This is a genomic window from Vibrio sp. JPW-9-11-11 (genome assembly GCF_013369335.1).
Lineage (GTDB): Bacteria > Pseudomonadota > Gammaproteobacteria > Enterobacterales > Vibrionaceae > Vibrio.
On the sequence record NZ_SZQJ01000004.1, the window covers coordinates 328,940 to 346,460 of the forward strand.

16 protein-coding genes are annotated in these 17,521 nt (G+C 47.2%); 10 read left to right on the top strand and 6 right to left on the bottom strand.

Features of this window, described 5'->3' with window-relative positions:
* Positions 1–120: 120 nt before the first annotated feature.
* The 4 genes from sucA (at position 121) to sucD (ending at position 6,424) form a co-directional block, all read left to right on the top strand.
* The gene (gene sucA / locus FCU94_RS04080) at positions 121–2,946 is read left to right on the top strand and encodes a 2-oxoglutarate dehydrogenase E1 component (protein WP_176287266.1); all 2,826 of its coding nucleotides are present in this window, start codon (positions 121–123) and stop codon (positions 2,944–2,946) included.
* Between the two features lie 28 nt (positions 2,947–2,974).
* Positions 2,975–4,183, top strand: a complete 1,209-nt coding sequence (odhB, locus tag FCU94_RS04085) for a 2-oxoglutarate dehydrogenase complex dihydrolipoyllysine-residue succinyltransferase (protein WP_176287267.1) — start codon at positions 2,975–2,977, stop codon at positions 4,181–4,183.
* A gap of 202 nt (positions 4,184–4,385) precedes the next feature.
* Entirely contained in the window at positions 4,386–5,552 is a 1,167-nt protein-coding gene (gene sucC, locus FCU94_RS04090; protein ID WP_004744517.1) for an ADP-forming succinate--CoA ligase subunit beta, read from the top strand.
* Positions 5,552–6,424 (top strand): succinate--CoA ligase subunit alpha, encoded by an 873-nt coding sequence (gene sucD, locus FCU94_RS04095; protein WP_176287268.1) that lies wholly within the window; start codon positions 5,552–5,554, stop codon positions 6,422–6,424. Before sucC ends, sucD begins: the two co-directional genes overlap by 1 nt.
* 177 nt (positions 6,425–6,601) lie before the next feature.
* On the opposite strand, the gene FCU94_RS04100 is transcribed toward sucD, so the two are convergent.
* Complete coding sequence (locus FCU94_RS04100) at positions 6,602–6,889, bottom strand: hypothetical protein (protein WP_176287269.1); 288 nt, start codon at positions 6,887–6,889, stop codon at positions 6,602–6,604.
* A 784-nt stretch (positions 6,890–7,673) separates the two neighbouring features.
* Here FCU94_RS04100 and FCU94_RS04105 point away from each other — a divergent pair.
* Positions 7,674–8,192, top strand: coding sequence for a GNAT family N-acetyltransferase (locus FCU94_RS04105; RefSeq protein ID WP_176287270.1), 519 nt, complete (start codon positions 7,674–7,676; stop codon positions 8,190–8,192).
* Here FCU94_RS04105 and FCU94_RS04110 read toward each other — a convergent pair.
* Together FCU94_RS04110 and FCU94_RS04115 are read right to left on the bottom strand one after the other, a co-directional pair.
* Entirely contained in the window at positions 8,140–8,439 is a 300-nt protein-coding gene (locus tag FCU94_RS04110) for a DUF3301 domain-containing protein (RefSeq protein WP_176287271.1), read from the bottom strand. The genes FCU94_RS04105 and FCU94_RS04110 overlap by 53 nt on opposite strands.
* Before the next feature lie 2 nt (positions 8,440–8,441).
* Positions 8,442–9,479 (bottom strand): DUF3549 family protein, encoded by a 1,038-nt coding sequence (locus FCU94_RS04115; protein ID WP_176287272.1) that lies wholly within the window; start codon positions 9,477–9,479, stop codon positions 8,442–8,444.
* Positions 9,480–9,555: 76 nt separating this feature from the next.
* On the opposite strand from FCU94_RS04115, the gene FCU94_RS04120 reads away from it, so the two are divergent.
* Positions 9,556–9,876, top strand: coding sequence for a YqcC family protein (locus FCU94_RS04120; protein WP_176287273.1), 321 nt, complete (start codon positions 9,556–9,558; stop codon positions 9,874–9,876).
* Positions 9,869–10,591, top strand: a complete 723-nt coding sequence (gene truC, locus FCU94_RS04125; RefSeq protein WP_176287274.1) for a tRNA pseudouridine(65) synthase TruC — start codon at positions 9,869–9,871, stop codon at positions 10,589–10,591. Before FCU94_RS04120 ends, truC begins: the two co-directional genes overlap by 8 nt.
* Positions 10,592–10,638: 47 nt before the next feature.
* Here truC and dxs read toward each other — a convergent pair whose 3' ends face one another.
* The 3 genes from dxs to xseB are packed head-to-tail and all read right to left on the bottom strand — an operon-like array spanning position 10,639 to position 13,673.
* Positions 10,639–12,504, bottom strand: coding sequence for a 1-deoxy-D-xylulose-5-phosphate synthase (dxs, locus tag FCU94_RS04130; protein WP_176287275.1), 1,866 nt, complete (start codon positions 12,502–12,504; stop codon positions 10,639–10,641).
* 20 nt (positions 12,505–12,524) lie between these two features.
* A complete protein-coding gene (ispA, locus tag FCU94_RS04135; protein ID WP_176287604.1) occupies positions 12,525–13,409 on the bottom strand; it encodes a (2E,6E)-farnesyl diphosphate synthase in 885 nt (294 codons plus the stop codon).
* 21 nt (positions 13,410–13,430) lie between these two features.
* Complete coding sequence (gene xseB / locus FCU94_RS04140; RefSeq protein ID WP_176287276.1) at positions 13,431–13,673, bottom strand: exodeoxyribonuclease VII small subunit; 243 nt, start codon at positions 13,671–13,673, stop codon at positions 13,431–13,433.
* A 262-nt stretch (positions 13,674–13,935) separates the two neighbouring features.
* Between xseB and pomA the strand changes: the two genes are divergently transcribed.
* The 3 genes from pomA (at position 13,936) to thiI (ending at position 17,325) form a co-directional block, all read left to right on the top strand.
* The gene (gene pomA, locus FCU94_RS04145) at positions 13,936–14,700 is read left to right on the top strand and encodes a flagellar motor protein PomA (RefSeq protein WP_176287277.1); all 765 of its coding nucleotides are present in this window, start codon (positions 13,936–13,938) and stop codon (positions 14,698–14,700) included.
* Positions 14,701–14,709: 9 nt separating this feature from the next.
* The gene (locus tag FCU94_RS04150; protein ID WP_176287278.1) at positions 14,710–15,660 is read left to right on the top strand and encodes a flagellar motor protein MotB; all 951 of its coding nucleotides are present in this window, start codon (positions 14,710–14,712) and stop codon (positions 15,658–15,660) included.
* Between the two features lie 216 nt (positions 15,661–15,876).
* Positions 15,877–17,325 (top strand): tRNA uracil 4-sulfurtransferase ThiI, encoded by a 1,449-nt coding sequence (gene thiI / locus FCU94_RS04155; protein ID WP_176287279.1) that lies wholly within the window; start codon positions 15,877–15,879, stop codon positions 17,323–17,325.
* Positions 17,326–17,521 lie beyond the last annotated feature (196 nt).

Sequence of the window (17,521 nt, forward strand, 5' to 3'; positions counted from 1 at the left end):
GCTGCTTATTACAAACAGGTGGAGTTATCGAATATAAAATTGCCGGCCCACTCTGGGTCGGCTCTTAATAGCTCGGCGAAAGACCGCAGCAAACGTGAAAACTACTGGTTAAGGGAAAATATGCACAACGGCGTGATGAAGGCGTGGCTCGAGTCTTCACACTTGGCTGGCGCCAATGCAACGTATGTAGAGGACCTCTACGAACTGTATCTAAGTGACCCCGATCTGGTAAGTGAGGAGTGGAAACGTGTATTTGAGGGCTTGCCTAAGCCATCAGATGAGGTGGTTGAACAACCTCATTCACGTGTCCGTGACTACTTCCGACGACTCGCTCAAGAAACGAAGCATTACAATGTCCAAGTTAGTGATCCTGATGTCGACGCTAAACAGGTAAAAGTACTTCAATTAATCAATGCTTACCGCTTCCGAGGTCATGAAGCGGCTCAGCTTGACCCTCTAGGTCTATGGCAACGTCCAACTGTGGCGGAGCTTGACCCCACATTCCACACTCTCACTCAAGATGACCTTGAAGAAACTTTCAACGTTGGTTCATTTGCGATTGGCAAAGAAACCATGAAATTGAAAGATATTCACTCTTCCCTGCAAAAAATCTACTGTGGCTCTATTGGTGCTGAATATATGCACATGACAGATACTGAACAGAAGCGTTGGATTCAACAACGTCTCGAATCAGTGGTCGGTCAACCATCGTTCAGTCAAGAAGAAAAACGAGAATTCCTAGAAGAGTTAACCGCAGCAGAAGGTCTTGAGCGTTACCTGGGAGCTAAGTTTCCAGGTGCTAAGCGTTTTTCATTGGAAGGTGGCGATGCGCTAATTCCAATGACAAAAGAGCTGATCCGTCACGCAGGTAAAAGTGGTATGCGTGAGGTTGTTATTGGGATGGCACACCGTGGTCGCCTCAATATGCTTGTCAATGTATTGGGCAAAAAGCCTCAAGATTTGTTTGACGAGTTTGCTGGTAAACACGACGAAACATGGGGCACTGGGGATGTTAAATATCACCAAGGCTTCTCTGCTGACTTTGCTACCCCTGGTGGTGATGTTCACCTAGCATTGGCATTTAACCCATCGCACTTAGAAATCGTTAACCCTGTAGTTATTGGCTCGGTACGCGCGCGTCAAGACAGATTAGGCGATAATGAGGGCGCGACGGTTCTTCCGATTACGATTCACGGTGACTCCGCGGTTGCGGGTCAAGGGGTCGTACAAGAGACCTTCAATATGTCGCAAGCTCGTGGTTTCCGCGTCGGAGGTACGGTACGTATCGTCGTCAATAACCAAGTGGGCTTTACCACATCGAACCCTCATGATACGCGTTCTACCATGTACTGTACTGACATCGCGAAAATGGTACAGGCGCCAATATTCCACGTGAATGCTGATGACCCAGAGGCCGTCGCTTTTGTCACTCGAATCGCACTGGATTACCGCAACGAGTTCAAACGCGATGTGGTGATTGATCTGGTTTGTTACCGCCGTCATGGTCACAACGAAGCGGATGAGCCAAACGCAACTCAACCTCTGATGTATCAAAAAATCAAGAAGCACCCGACGCCTCGTAAGCTATATGCAGACGTACTTATGGAACGTGGTGATTTTGGTATTGATACGGCCACACAAATGGTCAACGAATACCGTGATGCGCTGGATCGCGGTGAGGTTGTAGTGAAAGAGTGGCGCCCAATGGCATTGCATTCTGTCGACTGGTCACCTTATTTAGGGCATGACTGGGACGTAGAATGGAAGAGTCAGTTCGATAAAAATCGTTTAATCGAGTTGGGTCATAGAATTTGTCAGTATCCGGAAAGCCATAAACTACAAAGCCGTGTTAACAAGCTATACAACGACCGTATGGCAATGTTAAGCGGTGAGAAAGCGATTGATTGGGGTATGGCCGAGACCTTGGCTTACGCAACCCTAGTCGATGACGGTAAACGTATCCGTATTTCGGGCCAAGATTCAGGCCGTGGTACTTTCTTCCACCGTCACTCAGTACTGCACAACCAAAATGATGCCAGTACCTATGTACCTTTAGCCAATGTTCATGATAAGCAAGGGCCGTTCGAAGTTTTCGATTCAGTTTTGTCCGAAGAGGCGGTGTTAGCGTTTGAATACGGCTACGCTACAGCTGAGCCAAGCGGTTTAACAATTTGGGAAGCGCAGTTTGGTGATTTTGCCAATGGTGCTCAGGTGGTGATTGACCAATTTATCTCATCAGGTGAGCAGAAGTGGGCCCGCTTGTGTGGCCTAACCATGCTGCTGCCTCATGGCTACGAAGGTCAGGGACCAGAGCACTCATCGGCTCGTCTAGAGCGCTATCTTCAGCTTTGTGCTGAACAAAACATGCAGGTTGTTGTGCCATCAACACCCGCTCAGGTTTACCACATGATTCGTCGTCAGGTTGTAAGGCCTATGCGCCGTCCTCTAGTGGTTATGTCTCCGAAATCTCTGCTACGTCATCCGCTATGTACTTCAACCATTGAAGAATTGGCTGAGGGCACGTTCCAAGCAGCGATCGGTGAGATTGATGACCTAGAAGCTGCTAAGGTGAAACGCGTTGTATTCTGTTCAGGTAAAGTGTATTTCGATCTGCTAGAGCAGCGTCGTAACAATGAACAGGACGATGTCGCGATTGTTCGTATTGAACAGCTATACCCGTTCCCAATGGAAGAAGTGAAAGCTGCAATTGAGCAATACACCAATGTTGAAGACTTTGTTTGGTGTCAGGAAGAGCCTCAAAACCAAGGCGCTTGGTACTGTAGCCAGCATAACTTCCGCGCTGCGATTCCAGCAGGTGCTGATCTTAAGTACGCGGGTCGCCCTGCGTCGGCATCCCCTGCCGTTGGTTATATGTCAGTGCACTTGAAACAACAAAAAGCGTTGGTTGAAGACGCTCTTACCCTGAACAAAGAAACTTCGAACTAAGAACTAGAAGTTAAAGGAAGAAACAGATATGACAATTGAAATTCTGGTTCCAGATTTACCTGAATCGGTTGCTGACGCAACAGTGGCAACATGGCATAAACAACCTGGTGACGCAGTAGAGCGTGACGAGGTGCTTGTAGATATCGAAACAGATAAAGTGGTGCTTGAAGTACCCGCGCCTGAAGCCGGTGTTCTAGAAGCGATCATCGAAGAAGAAGGTGCAACCGTACTTTCTAAGCAGCTTATTGCAAAGCTGAAACCAGGTGCCGTTGCGGGAGAGCCAACCGCAGATAAAACTGAAGCGACAGAAGCTTCACCTGATAAGCGTCATAAAGCGGCATTGACTGAAGAGAGCAATGATGCACTAAGCCCAGCAGTTCGTCGCCTACTGGCAGAACACAACCTTGAAGCGAGTCAAGTTAAAGGGTCTGGTGTTGGTGGTCGAATCACCCGTGAAGATATTGAAGCGCATCTAGCGAGTGCGAAAGCAGACGCAAAAGCAGAAGCACCAGCTGCTGTTGAAGCGCCTGCGGCTGCACGTAGTCAGAAACGTGTTCCTATGACTCGCCTGCGCAAGACGGTGGCTAACCGCCTGCTAGAAGCGAAGAACAATACGGCAATGCTGACAACGTTCAACGAAGTCAACATGAAGCCAATCATGGATCTTCGTAAGCAGTATAAAGACCAGTTCGAAGAGCGCCATGGTATCCGTTTAGGCTTCATGTCTTTCTACGTCAAAGCCGTAACAGAAGCGCTAAAACGTTATCCTGAAGTGAACGCATCTATCGATGGTGATGATATCGTTTACCACAACTACTTCGACATTAGCATGGCCGTCTCCACGCCACGTGGTCTAGTCACACCAGTTCTTAAAGACTGTGACACGCTAGGTTTTGCAGACGTAGAAAAAGGCATCAAAGAGCTCGCAATCAAGGGGCGCGATGGCAAGTTAACAGTAGACGAGCTAATGGGTGGTAACTTCACTATCACGAATGGTGGTGTATTTGGCTCTCTAATGTCAACGCCTATCATCAACCCACCACAATCGGCAATTCTTGGTATGCACAAGATCCAAGAGCGTCCGATGGCGGTTGATGGCAAAGTAGAAATTCTACCAATGATGTACCTAGCGCTCTCTTACGACCACCGTCTAATCGATGGCCGTGAGTCAGTAGGTTTCCTAGTGACGATTAAAGAGCTGCTAGAAGATCCAGCGCGTCTGCTATTAGACGTTTAGTATCGCTAAAACGTCTAGTTGGCTCGGCTAGCTAGACGTTCGATAGTTTCAATGGCTAGACTAGCTCAACTGTCTGGCCTTCACATAAATTGTTGTTTTGACGAACATCGATTTATTTGAGAAGACCCTACAGACGTTTTGCACTATGTTGCGACGTTATGGAAATAATAATCCCTTAAGGGAAAATAAACGGAATATCAAAATGAATTTGCATGAATACCAAGCCAAACAGCTGTTTGCAGAATTCGGTTTGCCTGTACCGGAAGGTTACGCGTGTGATACACCACAAGAAGCTTTTGAAGCGGCTGGTCGTATCTCTACGGAGAAGAAAGTCGTTAAATGTCAGGTTCACGCAGGTGGACGTGGTAAAGCAGGTGGTGTTGAACTTCACGATACAAAAGATGGCGTGAAAGAGTTCGCTCAAAAGTGGTTAGGTAAGAACCTAGTCACTTACCAAACAGACGCAAATGGTCAGCCAGTTACTAAAATCCTAGTTGAAGAAGCATCAAACATTGCTAACGAACTGTATCTAGGCGCAGTGGTTGACCGTGCAACTCGTAAAGTTGTATTCATGGCATCGACTGAAGGTGGTGTTGAAATCGAGAAAGTTGCAGAAGAAACGCCAGAGTTGATTCACAAAGCCGCTATCGATCCACTAGTCGGTCCTCAAGCATACCAAGGCCGTGAACTTGCGTTCAAACTGGGTCTTGAAGGCGACCAAATCAAACAATTTGTTAAGATCTTCATGGGTCTTGGCAACATGTTCTCTCAGTACGACCTTGCTCTACTAGAGATCAACCCTCTTGTCATTACTGGCGAGGGCAACCTGCTGTGTCTAGACGGTAAGATCAACATCGACTCTAACGCGATGTACCGTCAGCCTAAACTACGTGAAATGCATGATCCATCACAAGAAGATGAGCGTGAAGCGCACGCAGCTCAGTGGGAACTGAACTACGTAGCACTAGACGGTAACGTTGGCTGTATGGTTAACGGTGCAGGCCTGGCAATGGGTACGATGGATATCGTAAACCTACACGGCGGCAAACCTGCTAACTTCCTCGACGTAGGTGGCGGCGCAACCAAAGAGCGTGTAGCAGAAGCATTCAAGATCATCCTGTCTGATGACAATGTGAAAGCAGTACTAGTAAACATCTTCGGTGGTATCGTACGTTGTGACATGATCGCTGAAGGTATTATCGGTGCGGTTAAAGAGGTAGGTGTAAGCGTACCAGTCGTTGTTCGTCTAGAAGGGACTAACGCAGACCTAGGTCGCGAAGTTCTTGCTAATTCTGATGTTGATATCATTGCAGCTGAGTCGCTAACTGACGCAGCTCAGAAAGTTGTTGCTGCTGCGGAGGGCAAATAATGTCTGTACTAATTAATAAAGACACCAAAGTAATCTGTCAGGGTTTCACTGGTGGTCAGGGTACTTTCCACTCAGAGCAAGCTATTGCATACGGCACACAGATGGTTGGTGGTGTGTCTCCTGGTAAAGGTGGTCAAACTCACCTTGGTCTTCCTGTATTCAACACAGTCCGCGAAGCCGTAGAAGCGACTGGTGCAACAGCAACCGTTATCTACGTTCCAGCACCTTTCTGTAAAGATGCAATTCTAGAAGCGATTGATGCGGGCATCGAACTAATCGTAACCATCACTGAAGGTATCCCTACAACGGATATGATCGACGTAAAAGTGAAGCTAGAAGAAACTGGCGTTCGCATGATCGGTCCTAACTGTCCGGGTCTAATTACGCCAGACGAGTGTAAGATCGGTATCATGCCAGGTCACATCCACAAGAAAGGTAAAGTGGGTATTGTTTCACGTTCAGGTACACTAACCTACGAAGCGGTTAAGCAAACCACAGATGAAGGTTTTGGTCAGTCGACTTGTGTTGGTATCGGTGGTGACCCAATCCCAGGTTCAAACTTCATTGATATCCTAAAACTGTTCCAAGAAGACCCTGAAACAGAAGCGATCGTCATGATTGGTGAAATCGGCGGTACTGCAGAAGAAGAAGCAGCAGCGTTCATCAAAGAGAACGTCACTAAGCCAGTGGTTTCTTACATTGCAGGTGTGACAGCTCCTCCAGGTAAGCGTATGGGCCACGCTGGCGCTATCATCTCTGGTGGTAAAGGTACTGCGGAAGACAAGTTTGCAGCTCTAGAAGCGGCAGGCGTTAAGACAGTTAAGTCTCTTGCAGACATCGGTCAAGGTCTACGCGAAATCACAGGCTGGTAATCTCACCTGCTTGAATGACAAAGGCTTGGCGATGTGCCAAGCCTTTTTATTATCTTGCTCGATAAATATTTGTCATTCCTTAGAACGACAAAGGAGAGAGTAAGAAATCTCTACTTGTTTTGAGGGACTCCCAATTCGTTGCTGTTCCCTTAGGAGAGTGACGGTTGAGATTAAGCTCTAACTCTCAAACTTCTTCTCAATCGCAACCAGTCTTGCGGTGAGATCAGCGACCTGCTTTTCTAAATTTTTAATTCGTTCAGCGTCGGTGACTTCTTTTTTCGCCGCTACTTCAACTTTTGGTACACGATTGGAACTCTTCCAACTTTTCAGCGTTGTTATCAAAGCTGGCATTGGAACGGAAGTACTTAAACGCGCTTTAACCAGTGCAACGGTCGGCTCTTTCCCTTCTGAATGCAATTGTTCAAGGATATCTTTCAACTCTTGGCTAACGTCTTGGGTCAGCATATAAACCTCCTGTGTACTTAATGTCACAATCATACTCAGCTTAGTCTTAATTGACTAATGGAAAATTAAGAAATGGCGTGTGCGAGATTTCTCACATCTGTTGTGAGAAAAAGTGTGTTTGCACCATGGTAATAGTGATGTAATTGTTTCTATATCATTGAAAATATTAAGCATTTATAGTTGTTGCGATTTTGTTTCTAGTTAGGGATGTTGTGGGGCTCATTGTCTAATCGGCTCATTGGAGTAAATTGAAGATGTCGGTAGGATGCTGATACGGAACAGGAAATACCAAGGATTGGGACACTTCAGGATGAAGATTGGTTGACGAGGAATGTCGATCAAGCATGGAGCGAAAGGACATTGTAAGGATACTTTCACTGACAGGATGTGAGTGGCAAGGAAGACAATGGACACCTCTAGGATGAGGTCAGGACAGTATCAGGATGATACCAAGGACACCGCTCAAGGAACAAGTGATGGACGCTGACTAGGACAGTGAGCGATCAGGATGATTAGGACACCGCTAGGAAGGCGACGTAAGGATTTGGACTGAAGGACTCAGTTGCTATTAAGGAAGATGCATGGAGCATTTTTAGTAGCCGGACTGCTGCGAGTAAGACTATAGCCCCGATACGCATGTGTCGGGGCTTTCTTAGATCTCACCTTAACTAAAAATAAGAATAACAATGAACTTAAACAACCCAGATCAATAATGGTTGCCCTCAGTTGGTTTATTTTTCGGCTTTGTTTTCGAGACATTATTTGCTGTTAACAAGGATGTGTCATGACTATTGTGACTCGCCGTTCGTTATTAGTGCCATATAACGAATCACTACAATCAGAATTTCTTTTGTTGAACTGCTGTGCCATTAATCGAGCACAAATGAACGGTGCGCATACTGTTTCTTCAGCAAAACAGTTATTCAATAAGGTACTCAATGACCGTAATATCTATTCTATGGCAGTGTTAGATAGTCATAGTCGTGAATACATGGGACATGTGTTTATCTGCGATTTAGATAGCGAACCCGAGTTAGGATTTATCTTTGATAAAGATTACTGGGGAAGAGGTCTAGCAAGTGAAGTACTACTCGCCTTTTTCCCCAAGGCCTTACGCGATTTGAACTTAACACGCGTAACGGCAACGGCCAATACTGATCATCAGCCATCAATGAGGATTTTAACTAAGCTCGGTTTTCATTGGCGAGCGAGTAAGCAGGATACATTTGGTCCTTATAACCAGTATCTATTTACATCCGATGCGGTGGTAGATCCACTCTCATTAGTTGATAACCTTGCATGATAATGGTGCCTTGATAACAGTCATCTCCGAGCGCAGAAAATTCAAACTGATATACAGAATGCCAACGCCAGATTCCATCTGGCGTTTTGAGTTTATGACCTTTGAGCGCGACACTAATAAGCTGTAGGTCCAACTGATTACATTTTCTAAGCGCGATACTTTTCACGGTTTCAGCTTGGCGGCGTTGCTGCCAAAAAATCATGCAAACAACGCTAAGTGCTAGAATCGCAATCAGGTCATCAATCATAGTTAGGCCTTGGTCGCTTGTTGCAAGCTGACAAGTGCTTGAGCGAGTTCTGGTGATGGACTAGAGTGCAACAGAGGCAACAGGACCATTCTCAGCTCCGGTAGCATAACGAGGTCGGCGAATAGTTGGTTAAAGAGCGCTTGGTTGCCAGTTTGAGCTAAACGAAGTAAAAACTGTTCGGCGGTGCTTGCATCACTTAGCCAATGCCAGCAACGCCCAGCGATCCCAATCAATACTTCTTGATGACTAAGGCGTGGGCTGGCGAGGATACGATCGACAATTGGCTTGGTGATAGCTTCTTCTGCACCAGATAAAGCACGGGTCAACGCTGAGAGTAGAAATAGATCGGGTTGATTGCTTTCGATTTGCTGTAAGGTCAAGTCGGCTAGGTTACCCGCAAGTTTTTCTGGCAAGTTGGTATGCTCTAGTGCGCCAAGTAGGGCATACAGAGGTTCGTTAGGGAGGTGCTTTAGCGCTTTACGCACATTAACCCCATTTTGTTCTTGCCCAAGGCGAGCGCAAATATCAGTGACCCCTTGAAGGCCAACCGTATGCCACTTATCCCATTCAAGGCCGCCTGAAAAGTAATGTTGGGCATGCTCGTAGTACTGACTGCAGGGTAAGTTAAGGCTTGCACGCACTTGGCTATGAAACACCGCCATTTTGTCTTCTGCGGGCTTGAAGGTGTAAGGGTTGTTGGCCAGCTTCTCTTGTTGTTCTTCTGTCATCTCTTGATTGATACGTGTCCCCATCGCTTCAATTACGTACTTAAGAAAATGACCAATACTGGCTTGCTTTAACAGACCTCGTTCGTCGAGATCAAACTTGAGAAACCAAATCCACGGCTGCTGTGCCTGATTCCAATAAGCAATGGCAAGGTGCGCTTTACGTTGCAAAGGGTAGGGATAAGGCAGTAATCCTTGCTCAGCGTCGGCGAAGGTTTTGGCATCTATTGTTTTTATGCGGCGCCCGAGATCATAGACTTGGTACTGGCATTGACTGTCGGTCAGCAACTGGGTGAGAGTATGAATGGTTTCCATCGACGAATTGTCCTAACTTTCTTTCCTCTATAAATGGTACCCTTAGAGCCATTTTCAAGGCCTCAATAAAAGATTAATGACGAATCAGCAACAATTAGTCGAGTTAATCGACGTTTTAGAACAACAGCTGCGTGCGCATGCATGTTGGCAAGTTTCCCCTCCAAGTGAACAAGCGCTCGCTAGCCAGCAGCCTTTTGCTGTCGATACACTCGCCCCACAAGAGTGGCTGCAGTGGATTTTTGTGCCTCGTATGCGTTTATTGCTAGAGCGCCAACAACCGTTACCATCGGGCTTCTCAATGGTTGCCTATTTTGAAGAGAGCTGGAAGCTGCGGCCTGAGCTATCACTAATCGTTGAGACGATTCGTAAAATTGACGAGGTATGTTGCCATGCTTGAGATCATCTACCAAGACGATGCCTTTGTCGCCGTTAATAAGCCGGCAGGCATGTTAGTCCATCGTAGTTGGCTGGATAAACACGAAACTCAGTTCGTGATGCAAACTTTACGTGATCAAATTGGTCAACATGTCTTTCCATTGCACCGTTTGGATAGGCCAACCTCTGGCGTGTTAATTTTTGCCTTGTCGAGTGAGGTTGCTTCGCAGGTGATGCCGATGTTTGCCAATCATGAGATGGAAAAAACTTACCATGCCATCGTGCGAGGTTGGATTGAGCTGCCGGGCACGCTCGACTATCCGCTCAAAGTTGAACTGGATAAATTTGCAGATAAACACGCCAGCCAAGAAAAAGAAGCCCAAGAGGCGGTAACGGACTATGCACCGCTTGCCAAAGTGGAGGTGCCGTATTCTACGGGCAAGTTTGCTACAACTCGCTACTGTTTGATGGAACTCAAACCACTGACTGGACGTAAACATCAATTACGACGTCATATGGCACACTTAAGGCATCCCATCGTCGGCGATACCTCTCATGGTGATGGCAAACACAATAAACTTTACCGAGAAGTGTATGATTCGCATCGATTGTTACTTCACGCCTCTCGCCTTGAATTTGTGCATCCGTTCAGTGGAGAAAAGGTCGTGATTAAAGCTGGAGTGGATCAAACTTGGCGACATTTGTGTAGTGAATTTGGTTGGTCAACACCTGGTTAACTACGTAAAAAGCCCTCATTTGAGGGCTTCCTATTATCGCTCGTGGGTTACTTATCAAGATAACGACGGATTGCGTTTTCAATGCCTTCTGCGTCGAGCTGGAGTTCTTGATGCAACTCCTGTTGAGTCCCTTGATGAATAAACTGGTCAGGTAAGCCCAAGTTTAGCACCGGCTTGAGCAGTTTCTCTTGCATTAAATACTCGGTCACGCCCGTTCCCGCGCCACCAGCAATTGCGTTTTCCTCGATAGTGACCAGCACGTCATGCTGCTCTGCGAGTTGCTGGATTAACGTTTCATCAAGAGGTTTAACAAAACGCATATCAGCTACAGTGGCATCCAGTTGCTCTGCCGCCTCGAGCGCGTTGGCGAGAAAAGTGCCAAAGTTTAGGATCGCGACTGATTGTCCTTGGCGAACTAAACGACCCTTACCGATGTCGAGCGCGGTGAACTCTTTGTTGACTTCAACGCCAGTGCCACTGCCGCGTGGGTAGCGAACCGCACTCGGCCCATTATGTTTGTGGCCTGTGTAAAGCATTTGGCGACATTCATTTTCGTCGCTTGGTGCCATGATTACCATGTTCGGAATACAGCGCATAAAGCTTAGATCGAACGCACCTTGGTGAGTTTGACCATCAGCCCCGACCAAACCAGCGCGGTCAATCGCAACCATAACAGGTAAGTTCATGATAGCCACGTCGTGAATCAGTTGATCGTAGCCGCGCTGCAGGAAGGTCGAGTAAATGGCCACGATTGGGTTGTTACCAGCGATCGCCATTCCGGCTGCTAGAGTAACCGCATGTTGTTCGGCGATTGCAACATCAAAATATTGGTCAGGATACTGTTTGGAAAACCGCACCATACCTGAGCCTTCGCGCATCGCTGGCGTAATTGCCATCAGCTTAGGATCTTGCGCCGCCATGTCACATAAGAAGTCGCCGAAGATATTGGAAAAACTTGGTTTACCGCCACTGCTCTTAGGGAGGGAGTCATGGCTAGGATCAAATTTCGGTACGCCATGATAGCCAATTGGATCTTTCTCGGCTGGTTCGTAGCCTTTGCCCTTCTTGGTCATGATATGTAAAAACTGAGGTCCCTTGAGCTCACGCATATTCTTCAGCGTTTTAACCAGCTCGTTGACATCGTGACCATCAATCGGACCGATGTAGTTAAAGCCGAGTTCTTCAAATAGGGTGCCAGGGACCACCATACCTTTAAGATGTTCTTCCGTGCGACGGACCAACTCTTTTATCGGGGGCACACCTGAGAGAACACGTTTGCCACCTTCGCGAATCGAGGTATAAAAATTACCAGATAACAGTTGGGCCAGATGATTGTTCAGCGCGCCGACGTTCTCAGAAATCGACATTTCATTGTCGTTGAGGATCACCAGCATATCGGGGTGAACATCACCAGCGTGATTCATCGCTTCAAAGGCCATTCCGGCGGTAATCGCACCATCGCCAATCACGCTAACAACTTTGCGGTTGTTGGCTTCTTGAGCCGCGCTGATAGCCATACCTAAAGCGGCACTGATCGACGTTGAAGAATGTCCGACAGAAAGGGTGTCATATTCACTTTCTTCACGCCAAGGGAATGGATGCAGACCATCTTTTTGACGAATGGTCGGCATTTTGTCACGGCGACCCGTCAAAATCTTATGTGGGTAGGCTTGGTGGCCTACATCCCACACCAGTTGGTCAAACGGCGTATTGTAAACATAATGCAGAGCAACGGTGAGCTCAACGGTGCCTAACCCGGATGCTAGATGACCACTAGACTGACTAACAGAGTTGAGCAGGTAGGTGCGTAATTCATCACACAGCTTCGGCAGCACTTCTTTGGGAAGGCTACGTAGCTCTTGCGGAGTATCTGCTAGAGCCAGTGTTGGATACTTTGAAATATCAAGAGTCATAGTTTTGCGCGCTTATAATGTTAGTTCTTGCGCTCGATGACATATCGGGCGAACTCTTCGAGTAACTCTGTATTGTATGGGATTGCTTGCAATGCTTGAAGTGCTTCATTTAACAAAGTGTGAGCTTTGTTAATAGCACCGTCTAGGCCCAATAGGGCAGGATAGGTGCTTTTGTTTAATTCTTGGTCAGAACCTTGCGGCTTACCTAAGGTTTCTGTGTCACCGACGATATCTAAGATGTCGTCCTGGACCTGGAATGCGAGGCCTATGGCATCGGCATATTTGTCCAACTGGGGCAGAACCTCAACGCCTTTCTTTCCAGACGCTAAAGCGCCAAGACGTACGGCGGCTTTTATCAATGCCCCTGTTTTGTTGCGATGAATCTGTTTAAGTTCCTCAAGCGTTACCTGGCGGTTTTCTGCTGCGAGATCTAACGCTTGCCCCATGCACATGCCGTTAGCGCCAGACGCGTCTGCCAGGACCTGGACCATTTTTATACGTTGATTTTCGGCTGAAGGGTTCAAGTGACCTTCTGCCAGTACAGTAAACGCGAGAGTTTGAAGGGCATCACCGGTAAGAATCGCAGTCGCTTCGTCAAACTTGATATGGCAAGTGGGCTGGCCGCGGCGCAGTTCGTCATCGTCCATCGCCGGTAAGTCGTCATGGATCAGGGAATAGGCGTGAATGCATTCGACGGCAGAGGCTGGGGTATCGAGCTCATCGAGCGTGCAACCGAGCATTTGCCCGGTAATGTAGACTAAAAAAGGGCGAGCACGTTTTCCGCCGAGTAATAAGCCATAACGCATGGCATCGACCAGTGGCAGATTTTGATGTGGTAATGATTTTAACCACTGCTCTAATTGAGCGTTGTTTCGTTGTTGAAGAGAGGTCAGCGCCTCATGCATAACAGACATAGGTTTAATCCATTAATCCGTCGTAGTATCAAAGTCGCTGAGAGGGGCGTTATCATCGTTTTGCAACAGAATGCTCACGCGTTGCTCAGCGTCATTTAATTTGGCTTGACCAGCACGTGCGAGTGAAATGCCTCGCTCAAATTTTTTCAGCGCGTCATCCAGCGCTAAATCACCATTTTCGAGGTTTTCGACTATGTGATCGAGTTCTTCAATTGTCGCCTCGAAAGTCATGTTTTCTGGTTTTTTGCTCGCCATAGCTGTTCTACCTAGGTAAAGATGGACGAAAGTTACCTTAGCCGATAATGATGGTCAAATTTAACCGAGTAAATTTGTCAGAAAAATCGAGATAAAGCGGTCTAAACTAGTGCATGACGAGCCAATAACGAGAAAGTCTCGTTATGTGTCTTGTGCCAAACATCTATAGTTATGTGAATGTAGTATCAATAAAATACTAAAGATCTGAAGATGTTGCCGATATAATTTGATAGAAGCTTATAGATAGCATGAGGAGTGCTTTGTGGATTTAGCGACGCTGCTAGGACTGATTGGCGGATTGGCTTTCGTTATCATGGCGATGATACTGGGCGGAAGCATCATGATGTTTGTCGACGTAACGTCGATTCTTATCGTGGTTGGCGGCTCAACCTTCGTGGTGCTGATGAAGTTCACAATTGGGCAGTTTTTTGGCGCCGCCAAGATCGCGGGTAAAGCCTTTATGTTCAAGTCTGATGAGCCTGAGGATCTGATTGCTAAAGTGGTCGAAATGGCCGATGCCGCCCGCAAAGGGGGCTTTCTCGCGCTAGAAGAGATGGAAATTTCTAACAGCTTTATGCAAAAAGGCATCGATTTGCTGGTGGACGGTCATGATGCTGACGTTGTGCGCGCTGCGCTACAAAAAGATATCGCCCTGACCGACGAACGTCACGAGTTTGGTGGCGCGGTTTTTCGCGCCTTTGGTGACGTTGCTCCTGCGATGGGGATGATAGGTACGCTCGTGGGTCTTGTTGCCATGCTGTCAAACATGGATGACCCTAAGGCTATCGGTCCTGCGATGGCGGTAGCGCTTTTGACCACTTTGTATGGCGCCATCTTATCTAACATGGTGTTTTTCCCTATTGCAGACAAACTGTCGCTGCGCCGTGAGCAAGAAAAGCTCAATCGCCGTCTGATTATGGACGGTGTTTTAGCGATTCAAGACGGCCAAAACCCCCGCGTTATAGATAGCTATCTGAAGAACTACCTCAATGAAGGTAAACGCGCACTCGATGTCGACAACGAGTAAGGAAGCGAAATGGAAGAAGAGAACGATTGTAAATGTCCACCACCAGGGTTGCCCTTGTGGATGGGGACGTTTGCTGACTTGATGTCTCTACTGATGTGTTTCTTTGTTCTGCTGCTCTCGTTTTCAGAGATGGATGTGCTTAAATTCAAGCAGATCGCAGGTTCGATGAAGTTCGCCTTTGGTGTGCAAAACCGGCTAGAAGTCAAAGATATCCCCAAAGGGACCAGCATTATCGCTCAGGAGTTTAGGCCAGGACGTCCTGAGCCGACACCTATCGATGTTATCATGCAGCAAACCATTGATATTACTCAGCAAACGCTTGAATTTCATGAGGGTGAATCGGATCGCGCTGGTGGCACACAACGTGACCAAGGTAAGTTGACAGGCGGTCAATCGCCCGAGACCTCAACGCAAAACAACCAAAATTCCGAATCTGACAATCAGCAGCAACAGGCCGCTCAAATGTCGGAAGAGCTTGAAACCGTTATGGAAAGCATTAAGAAAGCTCTGGAGCGAGAGATTGAACAAGGGGCTGTAGAAGTTGAAAACCTCGGTCAACAAATCGATATTCGTATCCGCGAGAAAGGCGCCTTTCCTGAAGGCTCGGCTTTCCTGCAGCCTAAGTTCCGTCCTTTGGTGCGACAAATCGCCGATTTGGTCAAAGACATTCCTGGGATCGTGCGTGTTTCGGGGCACACCGACAACCAAAGGTTAGACTCGCAGCTTTATCGCTCAAACTGGGACTTGTCAGCGCAACGCGCGGTGTCGGTCGCGCAAGAGATGGAAAAGGTGCGTGGCTTTAACCATGAGCGCTTACGCGTGCGTGGCATGGCCGATACAGAACCACTGGGTCCGAATGACACCGAAGCGCAGCGCTCGCGCAATCGACGGGTTGAGATCAGCATTATGCAAGGTGAACCATTGCTGAGCGACGAAGTGCCAGTCTTGCCATCGCCTTAACCTCAGTAACAATAATCCATAAAAAGACGAGCTTAAACGCTCGTCTTTTTTATGGGCATGGCTTCATGTATAATCTTGCGCCCTTAGAGGCAGCTTAACTTCAGCGCAAGCTGCTAAGCTCACTATACCCATCAGAATAAATATCGGATCACCTATTTATCCTGGTTGGTATTAGAGTTGCGACATCTGCCAAACTGTAAACTTGTGAAGTGAATTATGAAATTTATCGTTAAGCCCCATCCAGAAATTTTTGTAAAAAGTGAGTCTGTGCGTAAGCGCTTCACAAAGATTCTTGAATGTAATATCCGCAACATTATCAAGAGTCGCACAGAGTCTGTGGCTGTATTTAACCGTCGCGATCATATCGAAGTGACTTCAGAGTCTGATCACTATCGCCAAGAGGTGCTTGAAGTACTGACCCACACGCCAGGTATTCATCATGTTCTGGAAGTGCAGCAATCTGAGTTCACTGACTTGCACGATATTTTTGAACAAGTGCTGGAGCTTAACCGGGCTCGCCTTGAAGGCAAGACGTTCGTTGTACGTGCTAAGCGTCGCGGAAAACATGATTTTACTTCTATCGAGCTTGAGCGTTACGTTGGGGGGGGCATTAATCAGGCGATTGAGAGTGCCAGTGTAAAACTACGCAAACCCGACGAAACCGTGGCACTTGAAGTTGTGAATGAAAAACTCAATCTTGTGATCGCTCGTCACAAAGGGCTAGGTGGTTTCCCTCTGGGCACCCAAGAAGACGTACTTAGCCTAATTTCTGGTGGTTTTGATTCAGGCGTCTCAAGCTACCTGCATATTAAGCGTGGCTCAAAGGTGCACTACTGTTTCTTTAACCTTGGTGGCCCTGCGCATGAAATTGGTGTTAAACAGGTCTCTTACTATTTGTGGAACAAGTACGGCTCATCGGCGAAAGTTCGCTTTATCTCGGTCGATTTTGAACCTGTGGTGGCCGAGATCTTAGAGAAAGTTGACGATGGCCAGATGGGTGTGATCCTGAAGCGAATGTTTATGCGCGCAGCAGGGATGATTGCCGAAAAGTTCAAGATTGAAGCGCTTGTGACAGGAGAAGCGCTAGGTCAGGTATCAAGCCAGACATTAACTAACCTACGTCATATCGATAACGTGACAGATACCTTGATTCTTCGCCCACTCATCAACTGGGACAAAGAAGATATCATCAACTTAGCCCGTGATATCGGTACCGAAGACTTTGCCAAGACGATGCCGGAGTATTGTGGTGTTATCTCGAAAAAACCAACTGTGAAAGCAGTCAAGGCTAAACTCGAAGCGGAAGAAGAGAAGTTCGACTTCTCTATCCTTGAGCAAGTGGTTTACGATGCCCGCCTGATGGATATTCGTGATATTGCTAAAGAGACCGAACAAGCCGCACCTGAAGTCGAACAGGTTGAAGCGGTTGAAGAGCATGCCGTGGTACTCGATATTCGCAGCGCTGAAGAAGAAGACGAGAACCCGCTTGAGATCGACGGCGTCGAAGTGAAGCATATTCCGTTTTTTAAACTCGGCACCCAATTTGGTGACCTAGATCAGTCTAAAACTTACCTGCTTTACTGTGACCGTGGCGTGATGAGCCGACTTCAGGCCCTCTACCTGCAAGAGCAAGGCTTCAACAACGTGAAAGTCTACCGCCCGTAAGTTTGACTCATTCCGCGAATTTAAAAGCGCAAACCGTTGATTCGGTTTGCGCTTTTTCGTCTTCGTCGGAGCGTAGTCTGGTTGTGATATCAATAGCGAATGATGCTTTTGTCTCAAGGATAACAGTAAAGCTGGAAACATTTCGCGAACATAAAAAAACACCGCCATGTAGGCGGTGCTAAAAAATTTGACAGAC